This is a genomic window from Paenibacillus sp. Y951 (genome assembly GCF_056786395.1).
Genome location: NZ_JBXCIY010000007.1, coordinates 96,558 through 119,336, shown reverse-complemented (window position 1 = coordinate 119,336; position 22,779 = coordinate 96,558). Strand labels below are relative to the sequence as shown.

The 22,779-nt window shown below is 39.2% G+C and carries 22 protein-coding genes and 2 pseudogenes; 21 read left to right on the top strand and 3 right to left on the bottom strand.

Going from position 1 to position 22,779, the window contains the following annotated elements; translation table 11 throughout:
• Positions 1–77 precede the first annotated feature (77 nt).
• The 10 genes and pseudogenes from AC1TPB_RS12105 to AC1TPB_RS12060 all read left to right on the top strand — a co-directional run bounded on the left by AC1TPB_RS12105 (position 78) and on the right by AC1TPB_RS12060 (position 9,115).
• The gene (locus AC1TPB_RS12105; RefSeq protein WP_482076720.1) at positions 78–1,454 is read left to right on the top strand and encodes an STM4012 family radical SAM protein; all 1,377 of its coding nucleotides are present in this window, start codon (positions 78–80) and stop codon (positions 1,452–1,454) included.
• Entirely contained in the window at positions 1,451–2,299 is an 849-nt protein-coding gene (locus tag AC1TPB_RS12100) for an STM4011 family radical SAM protein (RefSeq protein ID WP_482076719.1), read from the top strand. Before AC1TPB_RS12105 ends, AC1TPB_RS12100 begins: the two co-directional genes overlap by 4 nt.
• Before the next feature lie 15 nt (positions 2,300–2,314).
• Entirely contained in the window at positions 2,315–2,842 is a 528-nt protein-coding gene (gene cysC / locus AC1TPB_RS12095; RefSeq protein ID WP_482076718.1) for an adenylyl-sulfate kinase, read from the top strand.
• 262 nt (positions 2,843–3,104) lie between these two features.
• Positions 3,105–3,887: an NUDIX hydrolase gene (locus tag AC1TPB_RS12090; protein WP_482076717.1), complete on the top strand. Its 783-nt coding sequence runs from the start codon at positions 3,105–3,107 to the stop codon at positions 3,885–3,887.
• Between the two features lie 76 nt (positions 3,888–3,963).
• Positions 3,964–4,512, top strand: a complete 549-nt coding sequence (locus tag AC1TPB_RS12085; RefSeq protein ID WP_482076716.1) for a cysteine hydrolase family protein — start codon at positions 3,964–3,966, stop codon at positions 4,510–4,512.
• A 32-nt stretch (positions 4,513–4,544) separates the two neighbouring features.
• Positions 4,545–5,999 (top strand): annotated as a pseudogene (locus tag AC1TPB_RS12080) (nicotinate phosphoribosyltransferase).
• A gap of 8 nt (positions 6,000–6,007) precedes the next feature.
• Positions 6,008–6,379, top strand: a complete 372-nt coding sequence (locus AC1TPB_RS12075) for a nicotinate-nicotinamide nucleotide adenylyltransferase (protein ID WP_482076715.1) — start codon at positions 6,008–6,010, stop codon at positions 6,377–6,379.
• A gap of 16 nt (positions 6,380–6,395) precedes the next feature.
• Positions 6,396–6,854, top strand: a pseudogene (gene nadE, locus AC1TPB_RS12070) (NAD(+) synthase); the annotation flags it as partial.
• A gap of 383 nt (positions 6,855–7,237) precedes the next feature.
• Positions 7,238–8,551, top strand: coding sequence for a Spo0B domain-containing protein (locus tag AC1TPB_RS12065; RefSeq protein WP_482076714.1), 1,314 nt, complete (start codon positions 7,238–7,240; stop codon positions 8,549–8,551).
• A 219-nt stretch (positions 8,552–8,770) separates the two neighbouring features.
• Complete coding sequence (locus AC1TPB_RS12060; RefSeq protein ID WP_482076713.1) at positions 8,771–9,115, top strand: hypothetical protein; 345 nt, start codon at positions 8,771–8,773, stop codon at positions 9,113–9,115.
• Between the two features lie 384 nt (positions 9,116–9,499).
• Here AC1TPB_RS12060 and AC1TPB_RS12055 read toward each other — a convergent pair whose 3' ends face one another.
• Complete coding sequence (locus tag AC1TPB_RS12055) at positions 9,500–9,784, bottom strand: hypothetical protein (protein WP_482076712.1); 285 nt, start codon at positions 9,782–9,784, stop codon at positions 9,500–9,502.
• A gap of 161 nt (positions 9,785–9,945) precedes the next feature.
• Here AC1TPB_RS12055 and AC1TPB_RS12050 point away from each other — a divergent pair, with 161 nt between their 5' ends.
• The gene (locus tag AC1TPB_RS12050; RefSeq protein ID WP_482076711.1) at positions 9,946–11,253 is read left to right on the top strand and encodes an MFS transporter; all 1,308 of its coding nucleotides are present in this window, start codon (positions 9,946–9,948) and stop codon (positions 11,251–11,253) included.
• A gap of 102 nt (positions 11,254–11,355) precedes the next feature.
• On the opposite strand, the gene AC1TPB_RS12045 is transcribed toward AC1TPB_RS12050, so the two are convergent.
• Together AC1TPB_RS12045 and AC1TPB_RS12040 are read right to left on the bottom strand one after the other, a co-directional pair.
• Positions 11,356–11,703: a hypothetical protein gene (locus tag AC1TPB_RS12045; protein ID WP_482076710.1), complete on the bottom strand. Its 348-nt coding sequence runs from the start codon at positions 11,701–11,703 to the stop codon at positions 11,356–11,358.
• A gap of 165 nt (positions 11,704–11,868) precedes the next feature.
• Positions 11,869–13,062, bottom strand: coding sequence for an MFS transporter (locus tag AC1TPB_RS12040; protein WP_482076709.1), 1,194 nt, complete (start codon positions 13,060–13,062; stop codon positions 11,869–11,871).
• A gap of 225 nt (positions 13,063–13,287) precedes the next feature.
• On the opposite strand from AC1TPB_RS12040, the gene AC1TPB_RS12035 reads away from it, so the two are divergent.
• The 10 genes from AC1TPB_RS12035 (at position 13,288) to AC1TPB_RS11990 (ending at position 22,618) form a co-directional block, all read left to right on the top strand.
• Entirely contained in the window at positions 13,288–14,631 is a 1,344-nt protein-coding gene (locus AC1TPB_RS12035; RefSeq protein WP_482076708.1) for an FAD-binding oxidoreductase, read from the top strand.
• 450 nt (positions 14,632–15,081) lie between these two features.
• Positions 15,082–15,945, top strand: a complete 864-nt coding sequence (gene ehuB / locus AC1TPB_RS12030) for an ectoine/hydroxyectoine ABC transporter substrate-binding protein EhuB (RefSeq protein WP_482076707.1) — start codon at positions 15,082–15,084, stop codon at positions 15,943–15,945.
• Complete coding sequence (gene ehuC / locus AC1TPB_RS12025) at positions 15,945–16,604, top strand: ectoine/hydroxyectoine ABC transporter permease subunit EhuC (RefSeq protein ID WP_482076706.1); 660 nt, start codon at positions 15,945–15,947, stop codon at positions 16,602–16,604. Before ehuB ends, ehuC begins: the two co-directional genes overlap by 1 nt.
• Positions 16,604–17,278 carry an ectoine/hydroxyectoine ABC transporter permease subunit EhuD gene (ehuD, locus tag AC1TPB_RS12020; protein WP_482076705.1) on the top strand — a complete coding sequence of 225 codons (675 nt, stop codon included), beginning with the start codon at positions 16,604–16,606 and terminating at the stop codon, positions 17,276–17,278. Before ehuC ends, ehuD begins: the two co-directional genes overlap by 1 nt.
• Complete coding sequence (ehuA, locus tag AC1TPB_RS12015; protein WP_482076704.1) at positions 17,275–18,117, top strand: ectoine/hydroxyectoine ABC transporter ATP-binding protein EhuA; 843 nt, start codon at positions 17,275–17,277, stop codon at positions 18,115–18,117. Before ehuD ends, ehuA begins: the two co-directional genes overlap by 4 nt.
• Positions 18,114–18,638 carry a diaminobutyrate acetyltransferase gene (ectA, locus tag AC1TPB_RS12010; protein WP_482076703.1) on the top strand — a complete coding sequence of 175 codons (525 nt, stop codon included), beginning with the start codon at positions 18,114–18,116 and terminating at the stop codon, positions 18,636–18,638. The genes ehuA and ectA overlap by 4 nt, the downstream gene beginning before the upstream one ends.
• Before the next feature lie 6 nt (positions 18,639–18,644).
• Positions 18,645–19,934, top strand: a complete 1,290-nt coding sequence (ectB, locus tag AC1TPB_RS12005) for a diaminobutyrate--2-oxoglutarate transaminase (RefSeq protein WP_482076702.1) — start codon at positions 18,645–18,647, stop codon at positions 19,932–19,934.
• 14 nt (positions 19,935–19,948) lie between these two features.
• Positions 19,949–20,341, top strand: a complete 393-nt coding sequence (locus tag AC1TPB_RS12000; RefSeq protein WP_482076701.1) for an ectoine synthase — start codon at positions 19,949–19,951, stop codon at positions 20,339–20,341.
• Positions 20,342–20,362: 21 nt separating this feature from the next.
• Positions 20,363–21,241: an ectoine hydroxylase gene (thpD, locus tag AC1TPB_RS11995; protein ID WP_482076700.1), complete on the top strand. Its 879-nt coding sequence runs from the start codon at positions 20,363–20,365 to the stop codon at positions 21,239–21,241.
• 192 nt (positions 21,242–21,433) lie between these two features.
• Entirely contained in the window at positions 21,434–22,618 is a 1,185-nt protein-coding gene (locus tag AC1TPB_RS11990; RefSeq protein ID WP_482076699.1) for a cation:proton antiporter, read from the top strand.
• Positions 22,619–22,779 lie beyond the last annotated feature (161 nt).

Below are 22,779 nucleotides of genomic sequence, written 5' to 3'. Positions count from 1 at the left end.
ATGCTTTCGATGTGACTTTTTTGTTTATCGTAAGGCGTATTCAATGATGTAACAAAAAAGTTTAGGAGGAAATGATTATGAGTTATACGGTGGACAGTAATTATTTGGACATCATTCAAAATCCGGATAGTATGCGTAGTTGGAAGGACAGCCTAGCATCAGATCCTTACCGATCTTATCTGTACTCATATCCGCACAAAACTTCCTATCGAAAATTGGAGACGAAGCTGCCGCTTTCCGAGCTGTGGAGCAAGGAATTGGCAGACACATTCTTTTTATATATGCATATCCCATTTTGTGGGGCTCGCTGCGGCTTTTGTAATTTATTCACATTGCCTGACAAGAGAGCTGATGTACATACCGAATATGTCGATGCTTTGGAAAGACAAGCCCAACAGTGGGCTCCATTCATTCAGAATAAGCCGATTGCTAGATTTGCTATCGGAGGTGGAACGCCGACTTTACTTGCACCTGCTCAGCTTGATCGGTTATTTCAAATTGCGCACAATGTAATGGGTATGGATCCAGTCCAAGCTTCAATCTCAGTAGAGACCTCTCCCGAAACGATAAACTCCGAGCGGCTAGATATTTTAAAAAGCAGGCAAGTAGATCGGATCAGCATGGGGATTCAAAGCTTCATAGAAGCGGAAGCTGAAGCGATCTTCCGTCCGCAAAAACCGCAGGAAGTTGAAAGAGCGCTGAAACAGCTTAAGCAGTACCAATTTCCGATCCTTAATTTGGATTTGATCTATGGGCTTCCCGGTCAAACTATTGAATCATGGATGTATTCGCTAGATAAGGCACTTTCTTATGAGCCAGAGGAGATATTTATTTACCCGCTATATACTCGTGAGCACACGATTGTAAAGCCAGAGCAAATAAGACAAAGTGGCGAGGATCAGAGACTAAAGCTTTATAGTGCTGCGCAGGAACGTTTGTTTGCCAATGGGTATACTCAGTATTCTATGCGTAGATTTGCCAAGGCGGAAGCCGGTTCGGAGAAACCATTGCTTCCTTATGGCTGTCACGATGAAGGCATGATCGGACTCGGCTGCGGCGCACGCTCTTATACTAACTCCGTCCATTATTCCTCGCGCTACAGCGTAGGGCGTGCAGCTACAGCAAGCATCATTGCCGACTATGTAGCTACAACGGATTACACATTTGCAGATTACGGCATTGTGCTGAGTAAGGACGATCAGCAGCGCCGCTTTATTCTAAAATCGTTGCTGCATACGGAAGGATTGTCACTAGGTAGCTATGTGGAGAGGTTCGCAACGTCAGCTCTCGTCGACTATCCCGAGCTGAATCTACTGCTGCATACGGAGCTTGCTGTTATCGAAGATGAGGTGCTGCGCCTGACGAAAGAAGGGCTAATGTACTCGGATGCTGTTGGAGATTGGTTCATTTCTCCAGAGATAAGGGCTCATATGGAAAGCTGTGTGATCTCATGAAGACAACGATCTATTTTCGCGGCAGCTTAAGCTCATGCAATTACGACTGCCCGTACTGTCCTTTCAGTAAGAACACGGATAGCCGAGAAACATTGGCTAAAGATCAGCTACAGGTGCAGAATTTTGTCGATTGGGTAAAGAATCAGGCGGACCAGCTGTCCGTGTTTTTTAATCCTTATGGTGAAGGACTTACGCATCGTTGGTATAGGGAAGCCTTGGTTGAGCTATCCCATATGCCGCATGTAATTAAAGTAGCTATACAAACTAATTTATCCGTTAAGCTCGATTGGACACGTGATTTAAATCCAGTGACGGCTGCCTTCTGGGCAACCTACCATCCTGGGCAGACGAAGGAAGAGCGATTTTTAGAGCAATGCGACAAGCTCTATGCTCAAAAAATTCCGCTCAGTGTAGGCTGTGTCGGTGTCAAAAGTGCGTTCAACTCCATTGCTTCCCTAAGGAAGGCATTACCTGAAGATATTTATATGTGGGTGAACTCTTTCAAAGATAAACCGAATTACTATTCTGACGAGGAAATAGCGTTTTTGACCCAAATGGACCCCCATTTTGTCCTTAATGCTAAAGATTATGACAGTATGGGTAAGCCATGTCGTGCTGGGCAAAATGTGTTTTATGTCCAAGGTGACGGCCGTGTTAAGCGCTGCTATAAGGATCGTCAAGTAATTGGAAACCTGTATAGGGATGGGCTAGAAGGAATTTCTCAAGAAAGTCCATGCCGTATGAAGCAATGTGATTGTTATATCGGCTACATTCATATGGAGGAGCTGCAGTTAGAGCCTATTTATGGAGATCGCTTACTTGAACGAATCGCATTTATTCAGTAAAGGGGGAACAGCATATTGAGTGCATTGAGCGGAACCGCAATATGGTTAACAGGACTTCCAAACTCCGGGAAAACGACAACAGCATTAGCACTGACAACTGCTCTTCGGGAAAGTGGAGTTAAGGTCGAATGCTTGGATGGCGATGAGCTTAGACGTGAAATAGGACGAGAGCTTGGGTTCAGTAAAGAAGATCGGCTGGAAAACATTCGTCGTGCTGTCTATATAAGCAATCTCTTGAACCGCAATGGTGTTACGACGGTCATCTCTATGATTGCGCCTTATTTGGAAATGCGAGACTATGCGCGAGCAGAACTGGAGTCATATATCGAAGTATATGTACATTGTCCATTGGAGGAATGTATACGTAGAGATGTAAAAGGCTTATATGAAAAAGCGATAACAGGTGAGATCGCAGCATTTACTGGTATTTCTGATAACTATGAGACACCAGTACATCCAGAAATCACAATAAACACGCATATGAACAGTGTGGAGTCAAATGTGCTCCAGATTTTGGACTTTTTAGCGACGTATTCTGTATAAACAGAATACGTCGCTAAAAAACAGCAAGGTAGTAAAATAAGAGTTGACAAAAGATGAAAAGAATAGTTTAATTAGTTCAAGGATATTAATTAACAGTTTGTTAATTGTGAATATATAAGTTTATGCGTATGCTTTCGATGCTACTTTTTATGACAAGCAGCATTTCGAGAAGTACACAAAAAGTTTAAGCGTATGCTTTCGTGGTACTTTTTATGACAAGCAGCATTTCGAGAAGTACACAAAAAGTTTTAGGAGGGTAGATATGAGCAGCAAGCAAAATAAAGCCGCACTTGAGCAATACAGTGTTAAAGATTATCGCACGCCTGATGGATATACAGCAGATATTGCGGTATTTACAATCGTTCCAATTGAGCAAAAGCCATTTTCTCCACCTATTATGGATTTGCAAATGATGCTAATTCAGCGCAGTATGCAGAACTCTGAAGGCAAACCGAATATCGAAGCAGGTAAATGGGCGATCGCAGGAGGATTTATCGATGAGTCAGAAACGAGTTATATGGCTGCACATCGAGAGCTGGAAGAAGAGACTGGTGTAAAGGATCTCCATATCGAGCATTTCGGTGTGTATGATAAGCCAGGACGTGATCCACGTGGTTGGATTATAAGTAATGCATTTTATGCAATTGTTCCCCATCATAAGCTTTCGAATCGAAAAGCAGGGGATGATGCTTCCGATGTTCGGATGTTTTCGGTGAAGGAAGTTCTTTCGTTGGATTTAGCCTTTGACCACAAGCAAATAATTCAAGATTCTATTGCTGTCATCTCGCAGAAGCTGCTACAAACGACAACGGCAAAAGAGTTTTTACCGGCAGAATTTACGTATTCTGAATTACAGGCAGTACTTGCAACGGTAACGGACGATCCAGTGATTATGTCTAATCCTTCCTTTATTCGTAAGATGAAGCAGCTTCCGTTCATTGAAGCGATAGAGGGCAAAACAGTTACTCGTACTTCCAAAAGAAAGACACAATTGTACCGCTTTAAGGAAGTATCTATTAATTATTCGATTTACCACATGAGCTAATCAGGTGGTACTTTCTTTCAAATTAAATAGTTAACAGTTCAATAATTATAAATTATATTAATAAGAGGTGTTTACGATGAAAAGAGCGTTATTGAATATTGATTATACGAATGATTTTGTTGCTACAAATGGGACTTTAACTTGTGGAGAAGCAGGTCAAAGCATCGAAGCCGCGGTTCTTGCTATAACGAAGACATTTATCGAAAACGGTGAAGACATTATTTTTGCTATCGACGTACACGATAAAGGAGATGCTTACCACCCTGAAACGAAATTATTTCCACCGCATAACCTGCGGAATACGAATGGAAGATTGCTCTATGGACAATTGCAGGAGGTATATGAAGAAAGTCGAGACGAACCCAATGTACATTGGCTAGATAAGACGCGTTACAGTGCCTTTGCAGGAACAACTCTCGATATAATGCTTCGTGCGAGAGGAATTGAAGAGGTTTACTTAGTTGGAGTATGTACCGATATTTGTATTCTGCACACTGCTGTAGATCTGTACAATCTTGGTTATCGCATCGTTATTGTGAAGGATGCAGTCGCTTCATTTAATCAAGTGGGTCATGAATGGGCGTTAGCACATTTCGAGCATACATTAGGCGCAAAGATAATTTAATACAAGTTACGAGGGCAAAAGGAGCGATTATAATGAGATACAATATGCAGGACGATAGCTTAACACTTCACACTGATCGTTACCAAATTAATATGGCAGAGGTGTACTGGAGAGAGAACGAACACCAAAAACGAGCGATTTTTGAAGTGTATTTCCGCAAGCTACCATTTGACAATGGTTATGCAGTTTTTGCTGGACTTGAGCGGGTTGTTCACTATTTACAAGACTTCAAATTTAGCGAAACGGATCTTCAATACTTGCGTGAAGAGGGCTATCAAGATGATTTCCTTACGTTTTTGGAAACGATTCGTTTTACTGGGAAGCTGCGAAGTGTTCGTGAAGGTGAAGTAGTATTTGCCAATGAACCGTTAATGGTTATAGACGCGCCATTGGTGGAAGCTCAATTGATCGAAACAGCCATTCTCAATATTGTAAATTATCAAACATTGATCGCAACGAAGGCTAGTCGTTTGAAAAATATAATAGGTAATCAAACTGCAATGGAGTTTGGTACACGTCGTGCACAAGAAATGGATGCAGCGATATGGGGAACTCGTGCAGCCTACCTTGCGGGCTTTGATGCAACTTCTAATGTAAGAGCGGGAAAGCTATTTAGAATTCCAATTGCTGGAACTCATGCTCATTCAATGGTTCAAGTGTACCGTGATGAATATATTGCGTTCAAGAAATATGCTCAGACGCATCGAGATTGCGTTTTCCTAGTAGATACGTACGATACACTCAAATCTGGTGTTCCTACTGCAATTAAAGTAGCCAATGAAATGAAGGAAAACATCAATTTTGTAGGTATTCGCTTAGATAGTGGAGACTTAGCATATTTATCTAAAGAAGCACGTAAAATGCTTGATGACGCAGGTTATAAGCAAACTAAGATTTACGCGTCTAATGATCTAGATGAAGTGACAATTCTATCTCTTAAGCGTGAAGGGGCTTGTATTGATGTGTGGGGAATTGGTACTAAGCTTATAACAGCTTATACGCAGCCTGCACTCGGAGCAGTTTATAAGCTTGTACAAATTGAAGACGATGGACAAATGGTCGATACGATTAAAATTAGTAGCAATCCCGATAAGATTTCTAATCCTGGTAATAAGCAAATGTGGAGAATAATTAATAAGGAAACAGGCATCGCAGAGGGCGATTATATTACATTGCACAATGAAGATTTACCGCAGGATCAGATCCGATTAGTTCATCCACTGCATAGCCATATGATGAAAACAATCAAGAACTTTGAAGCCATTCAGCTGCAGGTAGATGTAATGGTTAAAGGACAATTAGTGTATGAGCTTCCTACTCTAGACCATAATAGGAAATATGCAAAAGCAAGCCTTGCCCTTTTCTGAGAGGAATATCGTCGCTTACTCAATCCACCTATCTATCCAGTAACATTAAGCGATGCTTGCTGGAACAACAAACGACAGCTCATAGAAAGAGCATTAGATCAAGCACGTGAGGAGAGATAAGATGAAGATTGGAATTTATGGTTCTTCCTTTGATCCAGTTAGCTATAGCGGGAAATGATAAATTTGAAGTTGATGATTACGAATTTCAGCAACTAGGCTGGGAGATAGCAACCTACCAAACACTTCGTCACTTTACAACGAAATATGCTGACGATGACATTTATTTCATCATGGGCGCAGATTTACTCGTTGATATTGGTCGCTCGCCAATATTGCGTCAGGTTAATGATGGTCAAACTTTTCACCTTGTTGATAAGGGACTAACTATGGAAATTAGCTCAACGTATGTGCGGGAGGAATTTAAGCTAGGCGGTGAAGCGCGTTATCTTATTCCTGAAAGTGTGTACGCCTACTTGAAGAAACACCAATTGTACAGATAAAGGAGATTATATAGATAGCGGAGGGGCAGATTCAACACTCGCCGGAAAGCTCGCACAGCTTGCCATAGATCAAATGAACGAGCGTGGTTATAACAAAAAGTTTATCGCTGTTCGCCTGCCTTATGGGGGACAAAAGGATGAAGAGGACGCGCAAAGAGTACTTTCCTTTATCAAACCAACGGAAAATGTAACGTTCAATATCGCTGCTGGGGTAGATGCGCTTGCGGAAACCTATGAGCAGAGTGTCGATAACGCTATTTCAGATTTCCATAAAGGTAATATAAAGGCACGGGTTAGAATGCTTACGCAATACGCCATTGCAGGAGAAAAAAACATGCTAGTCATTGGCTCAGATCATGCTGCCGAGGCTGTCACAGGCTTTTTCACGAAATACGGAGACGGCGGTGCAGATATCTTGCCTTTGAGCGGCTTAGTTAAATCGCAAGTAAGAATGCTTTTGCAAGCATTAGGTGCAGCACTCTCAAAGTTAGAGACTAAAATCTAACTTTGGGAGTGTTTTTAATATCGTGTAATTACAATTATCCTTGTTGAAGCATTTGAATTTGGTTAGCAACTCGTTTTGACCTCGAATGTGACGAAAACTCTTAACTGTACCGTAATCTGAATAAAGCCACACAAGAAAGTTTGTTGCTTCAATTATTTTCTATTGTCATATTTAACCAAATATGACAATAGAGAGTTCAAACTATAATAATCATGCAACTATATAAATTTTCTAATAAGCTAATAAAATATTATCTTATTCGGTTCCCCTAAATTATGTATACATTTTTTTCTCAACTATCTATATAATAAAATAGCAAACACATAATATATCAACGGAATAGGAACTGAACATTGAAACTTAGAAAAAAGTATCCCACTAAAAGAATTATTATTTTTATGCTTATCTCCATTGTTATATTGAGCATTCTGACAGGTTCAAAATTACTTATTTCATACTATTCAACCGAAAATTCAGCGCGAATTACTTTGGCAAAACATTACATTAAAATCGCAAATAATATTGCAGATGAATTAGATAAAAAAGCATATGAACAGTTTTTAGAAAATCCGCACGAAGACGATCTAAATCGAGTACAAATAAAACAGTATTTGGAACTGTATCACAAGAAAATAAATTCACTCTTTACTTACATTTTATTATTAGATGAAAGTAATATATCAAAAGTGATGATAGCAGCAATTCCAGATGGTATAGCTGAATTACCAATTGGAGCAGTATGTACTGTTCCTGAATTTCAGATTATACAAGCCAAGAACGGGCAGGAGTACTTCACAAAAATACTAGATGGTGAACATAACACTTCATATTTCTCGGTTGGTGTTCCATTTTATGACGATCATGGCGAAATTTTAGGTGTTGTTGGCATTGATATAGACGCCAAGGAGCTAGAGCAAGTCAGCCATCAAGTAGTAATAAATAATAAAATTACTTTCTTCATTGATATATTATTTGCTATCGTACTGATCATCGCTGTGTACCTATTACATAAATGGTATAAACACAAATTACAACAGGATCAAAAAGAAACTGAAAAAATGTATATCTCCGAGCTAGGTAAAATAGTAGGTACGCTAAAATCAAGCCGACACGATCTCATGAATCATATTCAAGTTCTTAATGGACTGATTTATTTGAAACAATATGAAAAAGCTGGAGAGTATCTAAAACAGCTTACTGTTGACTCAAAAGCATTAGATGTATCACTTCGGATTCAAAATCCAGCATTGATGGTCATATTGCAAAGCAAATGGGAACTGGCTCAATCCAAAGATATACATATTCAATTGAAAGTAGACCAAAGTAATTTCAGTCGAATTGAATCTATGGATGTTGTCAAAATCCTCTCCAATCTATTAGATAATGCAATTGAAGCTGTTGAAGTATATACTGGTACGGAACCCAAGATAATAAGCGTTATTTGTAAGACGATTGGTGAAAAGTATATATTCACTGTCGAAAATCCTACTCTGCTTTCCAGCAAGGAGTATAAGAGCCTATTTCAAAATGGATATACTTCAAAAGTGAATAATGATGGGTTAAGAGGAAATGGCTTAGGTATAATAAGAAGAGTAACGATGAAGTATCAAGGTGATATCTTTATTCATTATGAGCAAGAAAAACTTACTATCCAAATTACGATTTAGTTTAACTAGCCACTTGTTGAGCAATGGACACATCCTTAAGAGGTGTGTCTATTTTCTTTTATTATTTTCGTTAATTAACACTGAACGTTTGTTCTATAATCATGATATCTTGTTGTTACTGACTATCCGTATTAATGAGATTAGAAAAGCATTCGATTGGATACTTGGAGGATAATGAATGGAATTACTATTTAGAAACAAAGCATAGCTCAGCAATTGATGAGTTCGATGAAAGCACCATCTTTCTTGGCACTAATTGTATTACTTGTGCTTGGGTTTGCACTTTCGAACTTTGAAACAGTCTTCGGACTATTTTTTGATGTTCGGCATAATTCTGGTCAAGAGCTTCTGGTTCTGCTAGTAGTCACCATTGTTATATTTGCAGCATGTGATCTTTTGCGACCTGCAGCAGGAACATTCTTGTCCAAATTAGCGAGTGAAGACCAGGGTTATGTAGCCGGACTTAATTCTGCGTATACTAGCTTTGATTGGCTGTTACTTGATACTAACGTTAGGCAGTCGAGATCAAAAAGTAAAAGTAAGCTAACAGGAGCAAATTCTTAAACGATATGTAAACGTAAAGCCCGATTCCTAGTGGAGTCGGGCTTTACGTTTACATATATAGCGAAGAGCGGATTATTTATTGTGGTTAACTATTCTTTTGCAATACCATACAAAAAGACATCAACTGCTTGTTTGTAGATCAACAACGTTTCTTTCAGATCCAAGTCTCTGCATAGCCCTTTTTAATAAATAGCTCTTTAGATGCATCTAATATTCGTTTTTTTGTTCGAGTAGTTTGTTGCTGCTTCTTATTCATCATATCTCTCCAAAACTTTGCTCACGAACTAGTCCAGATGCTTTACACTAGTGTTAAGTATATATATGAAGTAACATCATTGTCTATATTAATTTCAATCTTACACTGACTGGTTGATGACTACCAGATCACGATTGAAAATTGTCGTTTTTTCTTAATTTCCTAACAATACGATTGAGTATAAAATCAAGTAGTGAACCAACTAAGAACCAAGTCAAAAGATTAACAACATAAAATATTATTAACGTCATTCTTCCGCCAGGACCAAAAGAAATCCATTCATTAATCCAAAGTGGAGGTGTAGAGATATAGAGTAAAAGGTTCTTATCATCCCAACCTAGTATATTATTAATAACAATCATTACTGAAATTAACGTAAACCAAAACCGAAAAGTTTTAATTATTTTTATCATCCAAAATCCCCCTAACATATTATTCCATATTTATTTTAAGACTAACACAAAAGTATCTACTCTACAATTAATTAAAGATAGTCTTATAATAATACTGTTATAATGAATCTAGAACTTATTAGGAAAGAACTTAACAATCACTAGAAAGGTGGTTCTAAGCGATGAAGCATGAACCCCAGCGTAGAACTAATAGTAGTAATCGTACTTACGTCGATTCCACACATATGCAAAGAAAGTTATATAAAAGATCCTTATTCATCATTGTCCTTTCACAAATTTTTGGAGGAGCGGGATTAGCTGCCGGGGTTACGGTAGGTGCATTGCTTGCTCAGGATATGTTGGGGTCAGATGGCTATGCAGGTTTACCCGCCGCATTGCTTACGTTTGGCTCTGCTATAGCTGCTTTGTTAGTGGGACGACTTTCACAACGGCATGGGCGACGGTTCGGGCTTGCCGGTGGATTTTTAGTCGGTGGCCTTGGAGCGATCGGTGTCGTAATCGCAGCGCAATTGAATAGTATAATGCTGTTGTTCTTCTCGCTCCTTATCTATGGAGCAGGAACGGCAGCGAACTTGCAAGCGCGATATGCAGGAACAGATTTGGCAATGCCTAACCAGCGCGCCAAAGCGATTAGTATTGCGATGGTATCGACTACATTCGGAGCAGTTGCTGGTCCAAATACGGTTGAAGTTACGGGGCGATTTGCCACGGAAATTGGTTTTCCAGCGCTTACGGGTCCGTTTCTTTTAGCTGCTTCGGCATTCATCTTGGCGGGTTTGGTCTTATTAATTTTTCTACGTCCCGATCCATTGCTTGTAGCAAGAGAACTAGCAAAGAAAACTGCACAGCCTGCGCCGGCATTCGACAATAAAAAAATACATAATAACAACAGAGGACTGGTTGTAGGAGCAACAGTAATGGTGTTGACGCAAATCGTGATGGTCGCGATTATGACAATGACACCGATACATATGAAACATCATGGTCATAGTCTAGGAGACATAGGACTAGTTATCGGCATCCATATAGGTTCGATGTATTTACCCTCACTTATAACAGGAATTTTAGTAGACAAGATTGGACGTATTACCATGTCAATTGCTTCAGGAGTAGTTCTATTGTTTGCAGGTATTGTGGCTGCAATGGCTCCTCCAGATTCGATGTTGATACTGATCGTTGCTCTTTCATTGCTGGGAATTGGTTGGAATTTCGGCTTAATTAGCGGTACCGCAATCATTGTAGATGCAACAGATCCAACAACCCGTGCCAAAACTCAGGGAACTATTGATGTGTTAATTGCATTAGCTGGGGCAGCAGGTGGAGCTCTATCCGGTATGGTTGTAGCACACTCAAGTTTTGCAACCCTTTCATTTGCTGGAGGTGGACTTGCACTGCTTCTTATTCCAGTAGTTATATGGTCACTAAGTAAACGAAATGAACCCGAATCACAAAATATTCCTTTTAACTAATTGGTGAGTATAATTTATACTAGCTAGTGAAAGTCATGTACATATTTGAAAGGTGGAGATGGTATGCAATAATATAGCTTCTTTCACTCAAGCTAGCGAACCTTATTCAGTTCCACAATCATTGGTAACTAAGCTACAAAAATCATTAGCAAACCTTTTATCACCATCGTAATTACGCCCTTTAGACAATGTTCTATAGTAACCGACCGACTCAAACTGCGATTCCACCAAATTCCACAATTGTCTTTTTAAAATATGACTCCAGGTATTTACATAGAAGATCACATTAATGAACGATTTAACCCACCACCAGCATTTGACACGATATAACTTGTTGTACGGCGTTAGTAGCAATAGCAATCCTGCTATAAGTCCATGCTCAGCAGTAACATCAATGATAAATTCTATAGAGAGTGATATCGATTCAAATAACGATGAATGAAGGACCAAATAAATGGTGAACTAGTCATATCGAATGTAGACGGCATTAGTGCCGTCTTTTTGTCGTCCATACATATACTCTCTTAGTGTCCAACTTCGTTCGTAAATGAAATTATAGCAATAGGGTCATCCTGTTACTTTAGAGGTAGTATTGTAAAGGTGGTTCATTCAGGATCATTTTTCCTTATTAGCTATAAATGTTACCCTTTTCTTGCTCCCAATTAGATACAATAACAAAATAACAATCATAAAAACGGAAGAATAACTAAAAGCCATGCCGTACCCGACACTCTTTGCTAAAAATCCAAGTCCTACTGATCCAATGGCCAGACCAAAATCTATAAAAATAAGAAGCATAGAATTGACTGTTGCTTTTTTCTCGGGTTCAACAAGAGTTAATGCCCAAGCTTGGATAATTGGATGGATTATGGCAAAAGCTATTCCGAATAATACCCCTGATAACAAAACCAGCCCCATACTAGAAGAAAACCCTAATAAGAACAAACCTCCAGCCCCTGCAATAGAACCTGGAATAATAAGGATTCTGTGACCGAATTTATCAAAAATTTTACCGGAGAAAGCCCGAATTGATACCATTGCAATCCCTTGCGCGATGAAAAACTGTGAAATACTACCACCAACATTGATCTCTTTACCAAACGCCCCCATAAAGTTAACAATTCCTGCAATTGCCATATAATTGAACGCTACCAAAATACATGGGAGAAGGACACGCTTATCAAACATGTACTTATAGAAAGGTTCTTTAGTTGACTCCTGTGGTCTTTCTGCTTCTTTTTTAACCGTATTTTTTGTAAAAAAACTACACACAAATGAAAAAAACATAAGACTCAGTGTTAACATCATCATCGACCGGAATGAATATTTTGTAAGATAAGAAATAGCTATTAGTGGTCCCAAAGTTGTCCCAACGCTTGTAGACATTGCAAAAAAAACAATGCCTTCACCTAACCTAGATTTAGGAACAATATTACTTGATATCGTAAAGACTAAATTCGTAAGCATACAAAATCCAATACCTTGTAATGCTCTAATAAATATTAAAAATCCGACGGAATTGTTTAAAAAAGTAAGTCCGATTGTGCCCAAAAAATAAAGGAGGGAAATAATAAGGAGTAATTTCATATTAACTTTTTGGATAATTACACTTGCAAAGAAGCGCGTAATTAGTGAGGCTAACATTAAGGTCGTCGTCATGATTCCTGCAATCGCAGGATTATCGCTAATGGTCGATACAAAAATTGGGAAACCTGCTGTAATCATATAAAAAGAAGAGAACATTACTAAAGACAATAATATAATAATTAAATATTGCTTTGTCCATAGTTTAACTTTTCCTTTATCCATGCTAAATAAGACCGCCTTTCAAGGCTATATCTAAAATTAGTGATGATTTATGTGTGAAATCTTTTCAAAATCATCACTAATTTATATTTACCATTTCATTAAAAAAATATGTAAGTTCAAATATATTTGACGCCCATACTCTATACAAGCATTCCTCATAGAATGTGATACATGTGTATTTTAATAATATGCAAATTGGTCATTTACTCTTGAGGAGATGAATGTGTGAATTCAAAACTTAGACTTACTGGTCGAGTAATATTTAAAGGAGAACGCGGTTATGAAGCTGCACGTAGAAACTGGGATCCACATACGGACCGATATCCGAAAGTATTTGTGTTTGCTAAATGTACTAAAGATGTAGCAAATGCTATAAGGTGGGCACGAAAAAATAGTGTTCCTATTCGACCAAGAAGTGGAAGACATGCTCTGGAAAGCAATCTTTCACAGGTTGACGGCGGACTAGTCATCGATGTAAGTAAAATGAAGAGCATAAAATTAAATAAAAAGCATGGAACAGCTGTTGTAGAAACAGGAAATAATGTGGGAGAAATCGTTTATACGTTAGCCAAACGAGGCTATTTGGCACCTTTTGGAGACAGCCCTTCAGTAGGAATCGGTGGCATTACACTCGGGGGCGGAATTGGTCCGGTTCAGCGGACAACAGGACTCATTAGTGATAATCTACTAGAAGTCGAGATGGTTGATGCCAAAGGGAGAGTCATTCATGCTAGCAGAAAAAGAAACAACGATCTTCTATGGGCATCTCGTGGCGGCGGCGGCGGTAACTTTGGCGTTTATACGAAATACAAGTTTAAAGTACGACGAGCTCCAGAGAAAGCAACCGTATTTCAGATCACTTGGCCATGGAATCAATTTGAAAAGGTACTCAGAGTCTGGCAAAAATGGGCTCCGTCCGTTAATAACAAATTAGGTAGTGAACTGTCCATCGGTCCTAAAGTTGGCGGCAATGTTACGATGTTAGGGTTATACCTTGGGTCAAAAAGGGAAGCACTTCGTCTATTAGAGCCTATAATAAAGATCGGAACCCCTACACAAAAGATTGTTCGCTTACTACCTTATACCAAAGTGTTAGATTTTATGTTAGCTCCTGATCCAGTGCTTACTCAAAGATTCAGCAATCAGTTCTCAAGTGGTTTTGGTCGACGTCCATTTACTAAAAAGGCTATAAAAGCGATGCGTGAGTTTTTAGAAAAGGCGGAAGGGAATACTACTGCTGGTTTCTACTTCCTCAATTGGGGTGGTGCAGTGAGTCGCGTATCACCTACCGCTACTGCATTCTACTGGCGAAAAGCGAAATTTTATGTGGAGTGGAATAGCTCATGGACTAAGCAATCGAATGCTGCTAAAAATATAGCATTAGTTCGACAAACACGTCGAAAACTTCAACCCTATATCGTAGGTTCCTATATTAATGTGCCAGACCAAGGAATTAAAAATGCTGGACCGGTTTATTATGGGAAGAATTATGCTAGATTGCGCAAAGTAAAAGCGAAATATGATCCGAACAATGTATTTAACAATCCTCAAAGTATTCCACCTGCTTAATTAAAACCTTTTCAAATTAATAGACCGGCACAATCACTATATAGTGATTGTACCGGTCTATTAATTTATAGTCATATTTTTTTTATGATGTTCTTGTTGTATGTCGTAGTAATTCCACTATACAAACCGGAGCAGTATCAGCTCATCTTTTTGTCGTTTCTCGGCGAAAAATGACAAAATACCCTCATTTAACACCATTTTATTAATAAAAATTAATATTATCTTTTATTTTCTTTCATTTGCTTAATAGGAAGCGATTTATCTGATTTTTCAGTAGGGTAGCATAAGGGAGGAATTGGCAGGAAAAAGCTGGAAGGGGCAGGTCAACTTTCCTCATCCTTGCTTAGGGCAGGTGAGCCGCTGAGAGCGTCTATTATCGGGGGTGAGCTTAATTGGATAACTATGTTACGCTTATAACCGTGTTAATCAAATCGAAGGGAGTACGAGGAAATGAGAAAGTATATTCACGCTGGACTTTGCCTGATGTTATTTTGCTTGTTACTAATTGGATGTGGCAACAATGAGGAGACTGAAACGACATTAGCCAAAGCTCAACGAGAGGGGTCCATAACGGTTGGATTTGCCAACGAGAGACCTTATGCGTATTCTACACCTGATGGAACAATAACAGGGGAAGCAGTTGAAATTGCTCGCACAATCTTATCTAATCTTGGTATTGAAGAAATGGACGGTGTTCTAACAGAATTTGGATCACTTATACCAGGCTTGAATGCAGATCGATTTGATCTAATCACTGCAGGAATGTTCATTACAAAAGAACGCGCTGAACAGGTTGCCTTTGCTAACCCAGAATATAGTATCGGAGAAGCTATTGCAGTATTAGCAGGCAACCCGTTGGACCTGCATAGCTATGAAGATATTAAAGCAAATCCTAATGCAAAAGTAGCTGTTATGGTCGGTGCAATTGAAGTGGGGTATCTTGAAAGTGTAGGGGTCGAGGATTCTCAAATTGTAAAGGTACCAGATCAGCCTTCTGCTATTTCTGCGTTGCAATCAGGACGTGTTGATGCGATCACCATGACAGGTCCTTCACTACAGGCGATGCTGGAGTCCGCAAAGGATGATGAGATAGAAAGAGTCATGGACTTCGAACAGCCCGTCATCGATGGAGAAAGTGTTAGGGGCTATGGAGCAGCTGTTTTCAGACATGAAGATGACGATTTTAGAGAAGCCTTTAACTTAGAATTGAAAAAACTACAAGATTCAGGACAATTACTTGAAATTTTGCAATCATTCGGGTTCACAGAGCAAGAGCTTCCAGGTGACATAACGACGGAAGAGTTATTAAAGTAATGGATTTATTATCACTCGATTTATTACCGACCTTGTTCAAGGGATTTAAAATAACAATTCTCTTAACGGTGTACAGTATTGCAGTCGCGCTGTGCATCGCTTTGATTACAGGACTTGCCCGATTATCACCTTTTCGAGTGATACGAATTCTCGCTACCGTTTATGTTGAGATATTTCGAGGGACATCGCTTCTAGTACAGCTCTTCTGGATGTACTTTGCCTTACCAGTACTGCTAGACATTCACTTGTCAGCTATGAGTGCAGCTGTAGTTGCATTAGGACTCAATTATGGTGCTTATGGTTCTGAAGTAGTTAGAAGTTCCATTCTCGCTGTTCCTAAAGGGCAAATTGAAGCGTCAATTGCATTAAACTTAACACCTTTTCAGCGCATGAGAAGAATAATTTTGCCTCAAGCTTGGGCAATGATGCTACCGGGATTTGGAAATCTTCAAATTGAATTACTAAAAGGAACTTCGCTTGTATATTTGATTACATTAATGGATTTAACCTATCAAGGTATGATGCTACGATCATATGATATGTCTCGAACACCAGCGATAATTATCTGGCTTCTCTTCTTTTACTTTATTACGTCTTATCTGTTAACGCTAATAATTCGTATGGCTGAACGCAGAGCTGTTGTAGGGAGGGGGATATAATGTGGGATTGGGAGTACACATGGTCCATTCTACCAGATCTATTGGAAGTCATCCCCATAACATTAGCAATTACTTTTGCCGGATTTATTATAGCTTGTATGCTTGGGTTGCCGATCGCTTTAGCAAAGCGTTCCAAAAGAAAATGGATCGTATTACCTGTTAGTGCAGTAACTGAATTTATTCGAAACACACCACTTATTATACAATTATTTTTATTGATTTTCGTATTGCCAAAGGCTTTTGGAATAACGTTATCACCAATTGTAGCAGGTATTGCTGGACTGGGTATTCACTACAGCACATATTTAGCAGAAGTTTATAGATCCGGAATTGAGTCAGTTCCAAAAGGACAATGGGAAGCAGCAAAAGCTCTTAATTATAGCCGCAAAGATACATGGCTTAAAATTGTATTTCCTCAATCTATTCCGCCAACTATTCCAGTGATGGGAAATTATCTGATCATCATGTTCAAGGAAACACCAACAATGTCAGCGATCACGGTGGTAGAACTACTAATGACCGCAAAAGAGCTCGGCTCACAATCCTTGAAATATCTTGAAGTTCTTACGCTTGTAGGTGTCATATTTTTAGCGCTTAGTTATCCCTCTTCCCTTCTAGTCAGAGGCGTGGAGCGTCATATGAAACAAAAGGAAAGGAGTGGATTGACAAAATGAGTCAGAATATTCCGTCAACTAAAGTTGAACCGATTGTTAGATATCGAAAAATAACGAAGTCATTCGGAGATCACACCGTTCTTAGAGAATTGGATTTAGAAATTCAGCCTGGTGAAGTTATAGCTCTTATTGGTCCAAGTGGTTCTGGAAAAACGACAATAGCACGACTGTTAATGACGTTAGAAAAACCTTCATCTGGCACGATTGAGGTTAATGGTGAAATGCTATGGCATGAGGAGAAACGTGGGAAATTGGTTTCAGCAAATGAAAAGCACTTACATCGAGTGCGAAGTAGTATTGGGATGGTCTTTCAACATTTCAACTTGTTTCCGCATATGACGATACTTCGCAATGTTATGGAAGGCCTTATTCAAGTTCATAAGATACCTAAAGTGAAGGCAGAGCATCAAGCACTGGAAATGTTGAGTCGTGTAGGATTACAAGATCATATTCTTCATTATCCTGTACAGTTGTCTGGAGGACAAAAGCAAAGAGTTGCCATAGCAAGAGCACTAGTTATGCAGCCTCAAATTATGTTATTCGATGAAGTGACATCAGCACTTGATCCTGAGTTAGTGGAAGAAGTACTAGAGGTTATTAAAGGAATTGCAGCGGAAGGAAACATGGCTATGATGCTTATTACTCATGAAATGGATTTTGCAAAGGATATAGCAGATCGTGTGCTTTTCACCGATGGAGGCATCATTGTTGAGCAAGGCACACCCGAACAAATATTTGAAGACCCTCAAAGTCCACGCCTTCAAGCATTTTTGACTAGATTCCTGAAAGGACGCACGGACATCGTCATGAATGATCAAGTTGCAGCGGGTGCCAAATGAGAAATACCTCTATCGTTACAACTTTAGACATTCGTTCGCCTAATAGCTTAGATGGTGCGAACATGTGGAAATTGGTTAGAGACAGCAGAAAGCTAGACTTGAATTCATCGTATTTTTACGTAGCTATGAGTCACTGGTTCTCGGATAGCTGTAAGGTTGCATTTGATACAGAGAACAACAAGTTAATTGGCATGGTTATTGGATTCCGCTTACCGTCGGATAAGGAAACGCTCTTCATCTGGCAAATAGCCGTTGATGAACAATACAGAGGACAAAGCATTGCAATGAGATTATTAGAGAAAGTCGCTGCTAGCTCAGAAATCCGTTATGTTGAAGCAACCATTGCTCCTAGCAATCTTTCTTCTCAACGTTTATTCGACAAATGGTCTGCTTCACATAAGACGACTATGATGGTATCGGACGGATTCGGATTGAATTGTTTCCCCAATCAGCAGCATGAACAAGAAAATCTCTATCGGATCGGACCGTTAGATTGGAACAATACGATCAAAGGAGAATGAATATATATGAATACAATGGATGAGTTAAAGGTTTTCAAACAGTTGGAGTCGGATGTTAGAAGCTACAGTCGTTCTTTTCCCACTAAATTTCACAAAGCTTCGGGTTATCGATTATGGAATTCGGAAGGTAAGTCTTATATCGATTTCTTTGCAGGGGCAGGAGCCTTGAATTACGGACATAATCATCCAACTATGAAGGCTAAACTCATTAATTATCTTGTGAATGATGGAATTATTCACAGTTTAGATATGGCTACAGAGGCCAAAGAAAGTTTCTTAACAAAGTTCCATGAAGTTATTCTCAAGCCTAGAAAAATGGATTATAAGATTATGTTTCCTGGACCTACTGGAACGAATGCCGTTGAAAGCGCATTGAAGCTTGTCCGCAAGGCAACTGGTCGCCAAACCGTTATGAGCTTCACCAATGCTTTTCACGGTATGACTTTAGGGTCACTTGCTGTTACAGGCAATAAATTCAAAAGAAGTGGTGCCGGTGTCCCTTTACACCATGCCATATCAATGCCATTTGACGGGTACATGGGTAAGGATGTCAATACATTAGATTACATTGAAAACTTTTTGAGAGACAGTGGTAGCGGGATATCTCTTCCTGCAGCAGTAATTGTTGAAACCCTTCAAGGAGAAGGTGGAATAAATGTCGCTAGCACAGAGTGGTTAAACGGATTAGGGGAATTGTGTAAAAGATATAGAATGCTGCTTATTGTCGACGATGTACAGATGGGTTGTGGAAGAACTGGACCATTCTTCAGTTTTGAACGAAGTGATCTGACACCAGACATCATATGCTTGTCTAAATCAATTGGTGGATACGGACTACCAATGGCACTTACGTTAATTAAGCCAGAGCTCGATCTGTTTGGGCCAGGGGAGCATAATGGAACGTTCCGTGGCAATAATGCTGCTTTTATAACAGCTACAGAAGCACTCAATTATTGGGAGAATAATCGTTTTACTGAAGAAATCGAGAAAAAGTCTGTTATTGTACATCATGCACTTGAGGAGATTGTTCATCGATTCCCAGAATTAGAAGGGGAACGAAGAGGAATTGGCTTAATGCAAGGAATTGCTTTTGCACCTGGTATTGCCGAAAAAATATCGATGTTAGCTTTCCAACAAGGACTAATTATGGAAACTTCGGGAACTGATAGTGAAGTTATTAAATTAATGCCTCCACTTACGATCGATTTGGAAGGCTTGAATAAAGGACTCCAACTATTAAATGAATGTATAGATGATGTAGCAGCAGAATTAAAGACACCAGTAGCCCAATTGTAGAGGAGTGAATGTAGATGATCGTCAGGTATTTGGAGGAACGCATCGGTACCCCTAATGATGTGGATACCCCAACATGGAATAGTCGTAGATTGTTGTTAAAAGAGGATGGTGTCGGTTTTTCCTTACATGATACTCGGATTAAAGCAGGTACTGAGACAATGATCTGGTATAAGCACCATATCGAAGCTGTCTATTGCATTGAGGGAGAAGGGGAAATCGAATTAATTGACACGAAGGAAAAATTCCCTATTCGAGAAGGAATGCTGTATGTGCTTAATGGTCATGAGAAGCATTTGTTGCGAGGAACAACGGAAATGAGAATGGTGTGTATTTTCAATCCTCCTTGTACAGGGCAAGAGGTACATGATGAAGATGGAGTATATGCGGATTATTCACAAACAAACTAATAAAAAGGGAGTTTTGTTAATATGATTACGGATCAAAGATTGGATGATTATCCTACACGCAAGTATGCTGCCCCTCGGTTATTAGAACGAAAGGATCCTGTCGTGCACAATATGGTGCTTCAGCAAAAGGAGATTAGTGTAGCAGAGCTTGCTTCTTATGAAGAAAACGGCTATCTTTTCCTAGAGGATTTTTTTGGCGCAGATGAAGTGGAAAAAATCCAAGTGGAAATGAAGCAACTACTACTTGATAGTCACGGCTCAAAAAAATCCGAAGTTATTCTTGAACCAGAGAGCGAAGAAGTGAGGTCCATATTCGCGGTACATGAGAATAATGATTGTTTCAGGGAGTTAGCAGCGTCTCCGCGACTATTAGCTATCATCGAACAAATTCTAGGTAGTGAGGTCTATATCCATCAATCAAGAATTAATTTCAAGCCAGGTTTCAAAGGCAAAGAGTTTTATTGGCACTCGGATTTTGAGACTTGGCATGCTGAAGATGGAATGCCGCGAATGCGGGCACTAAGCTGTTCCATCGCACTTGAAGATAATACGCTATACAATGGAGCGTTAATGGTTATTCCTGGTTCTCATCGTGTATTTGTCAGCTGTACAGGTGAAACGCCGGATGATCATTATAAAGACTCTCTCAGACGACAGGAATACGGGGTTCCCGATGAAGAGAGTTTAACTAAGCTTGTTAATCAATTCGGGATACAAATGCCAGTTGGTAAAGCCGGATCCGTTCTATTATTTGATTGTAACCTGATGCATGGTTCCAGCGGCAACATTTCCCCGCACCCACGAAGCAATGCATTCTATGTCTATAATAGTGTCGAGAATAGACTTCAAGATCCATATTCTACAGGTACACCAAGACCTGGCTTTATTGCTACTCGCTAAAAATGTATTAGAAGTTGCACATAAGCCGTTCTATACAGTATAATTGATTCAACTTAATAAATCACGATCTCGGAGGAGCCTGTCACCAAGGGTGTGCTATGCGTTTTTTAGCAAAGCAACTGTTGGTATGACAGGCTCTTTTTGTGTTTTATTGATTCAAGTTAATTAATGACAAAAGAAGGGAAGAGTTAGATGGAGTTTATTTTATATTTAGTATTGATTCTCTTTTTCACGAAGATTGCAGGAGATATATCCGTAAGACTAGGTCAACCATCTGTTCTAGGTAAGCTCATTGTAGGAATAATATTAGGTCCGGCGGTTTTAGGTTGGGTTGAAAGTAATGATTTCATTCATTATGTATCAGAGATAGGCGTAATACTACTTATGTTCATTGCAGGGCTAGAAACTGATTTGGAACAGTTGCGCAAAAATTGGAAATCAGCTTTTTCAGTTGCAGTAGCTGGAATTATACTTCCATTTATAGGTGGGTATGGTGTAGCAGTACTGTTCGGCTTGAATCATATTTCCGCCTTATTTATGGGTGTATTATTCAGTGCAACATCGGTAAGCATTTCTGTTCAAGTCTTAAAGGACATGGATCGACTGAATTCACGGGAAGGGACAACCATTTTAGGAGCAGCAGTAGTAGATGATGTACTAGTTGTTTTACTCTTGGCTATCATGATGAGCTTTCTTGGGACAGGTGAAGAGGTTTCATTAGGATTAATTATTGGGAAAAAGCTAATATTTTTTGTTGTGATCGTTGCAGTAGGATGGTTAGTAGTTCCAAAATTCTTGATATTATTATCTAATCTTAAAGTAACGGAAGCCGTTATAACAATGGCGTTAATGATATGTTTTGCCTTTGCGTATTTTGCTGACTTAATGGGGATGGCAGGTATTATAGGTGCTTTTGCAGCTGGTATTGCTATTTCTCAGACTTCATTTAAGCATACAGTTGAAACAAAGATTGAACCTATTGCATATACCATTTTTGTACCTGTATTTTTTGTGAGCATTGGGTTAAACGTATCCTTTGAAGGAATAGGACAACAGATTGCTTTTGTGATTGTGCTAACATTAGTCGCTATTGTTACTAAGTTAATAGGTGGTGCGTTGGGAGCACGATTAACAGGATTTAATAATCGTTCTTCGTGGGCTATTGGCTCTGGGATGATATCTAGAGGGGAAGTTGCGTTAATCATTGCTTCCACAGGCTTACAAGCTGGATTACTTATGCCCGAATATTTCACTTCAGTTGTTCTTGCTGTCATTGCGACAACTTTAGTTGCTCCACCAATGCTAAAAATATTTTTCAAGGAGACTGCACAACCCATTAATAATAAATACGATAAAGAACTTGAACGAAGTCTTTGAAAGATTTCCAAGAAAAGATGCATGGTTGATTGTAGGCTTAACCCTAATAGCGATTCTCACCAAATGAAATAAATTTCTTACTGTTAGTGAATTTATCCCAATACCGAGAGGTGATATTCATTCACTCCCATACGATTTATAAAAGTGAAGTAGGAAAACAA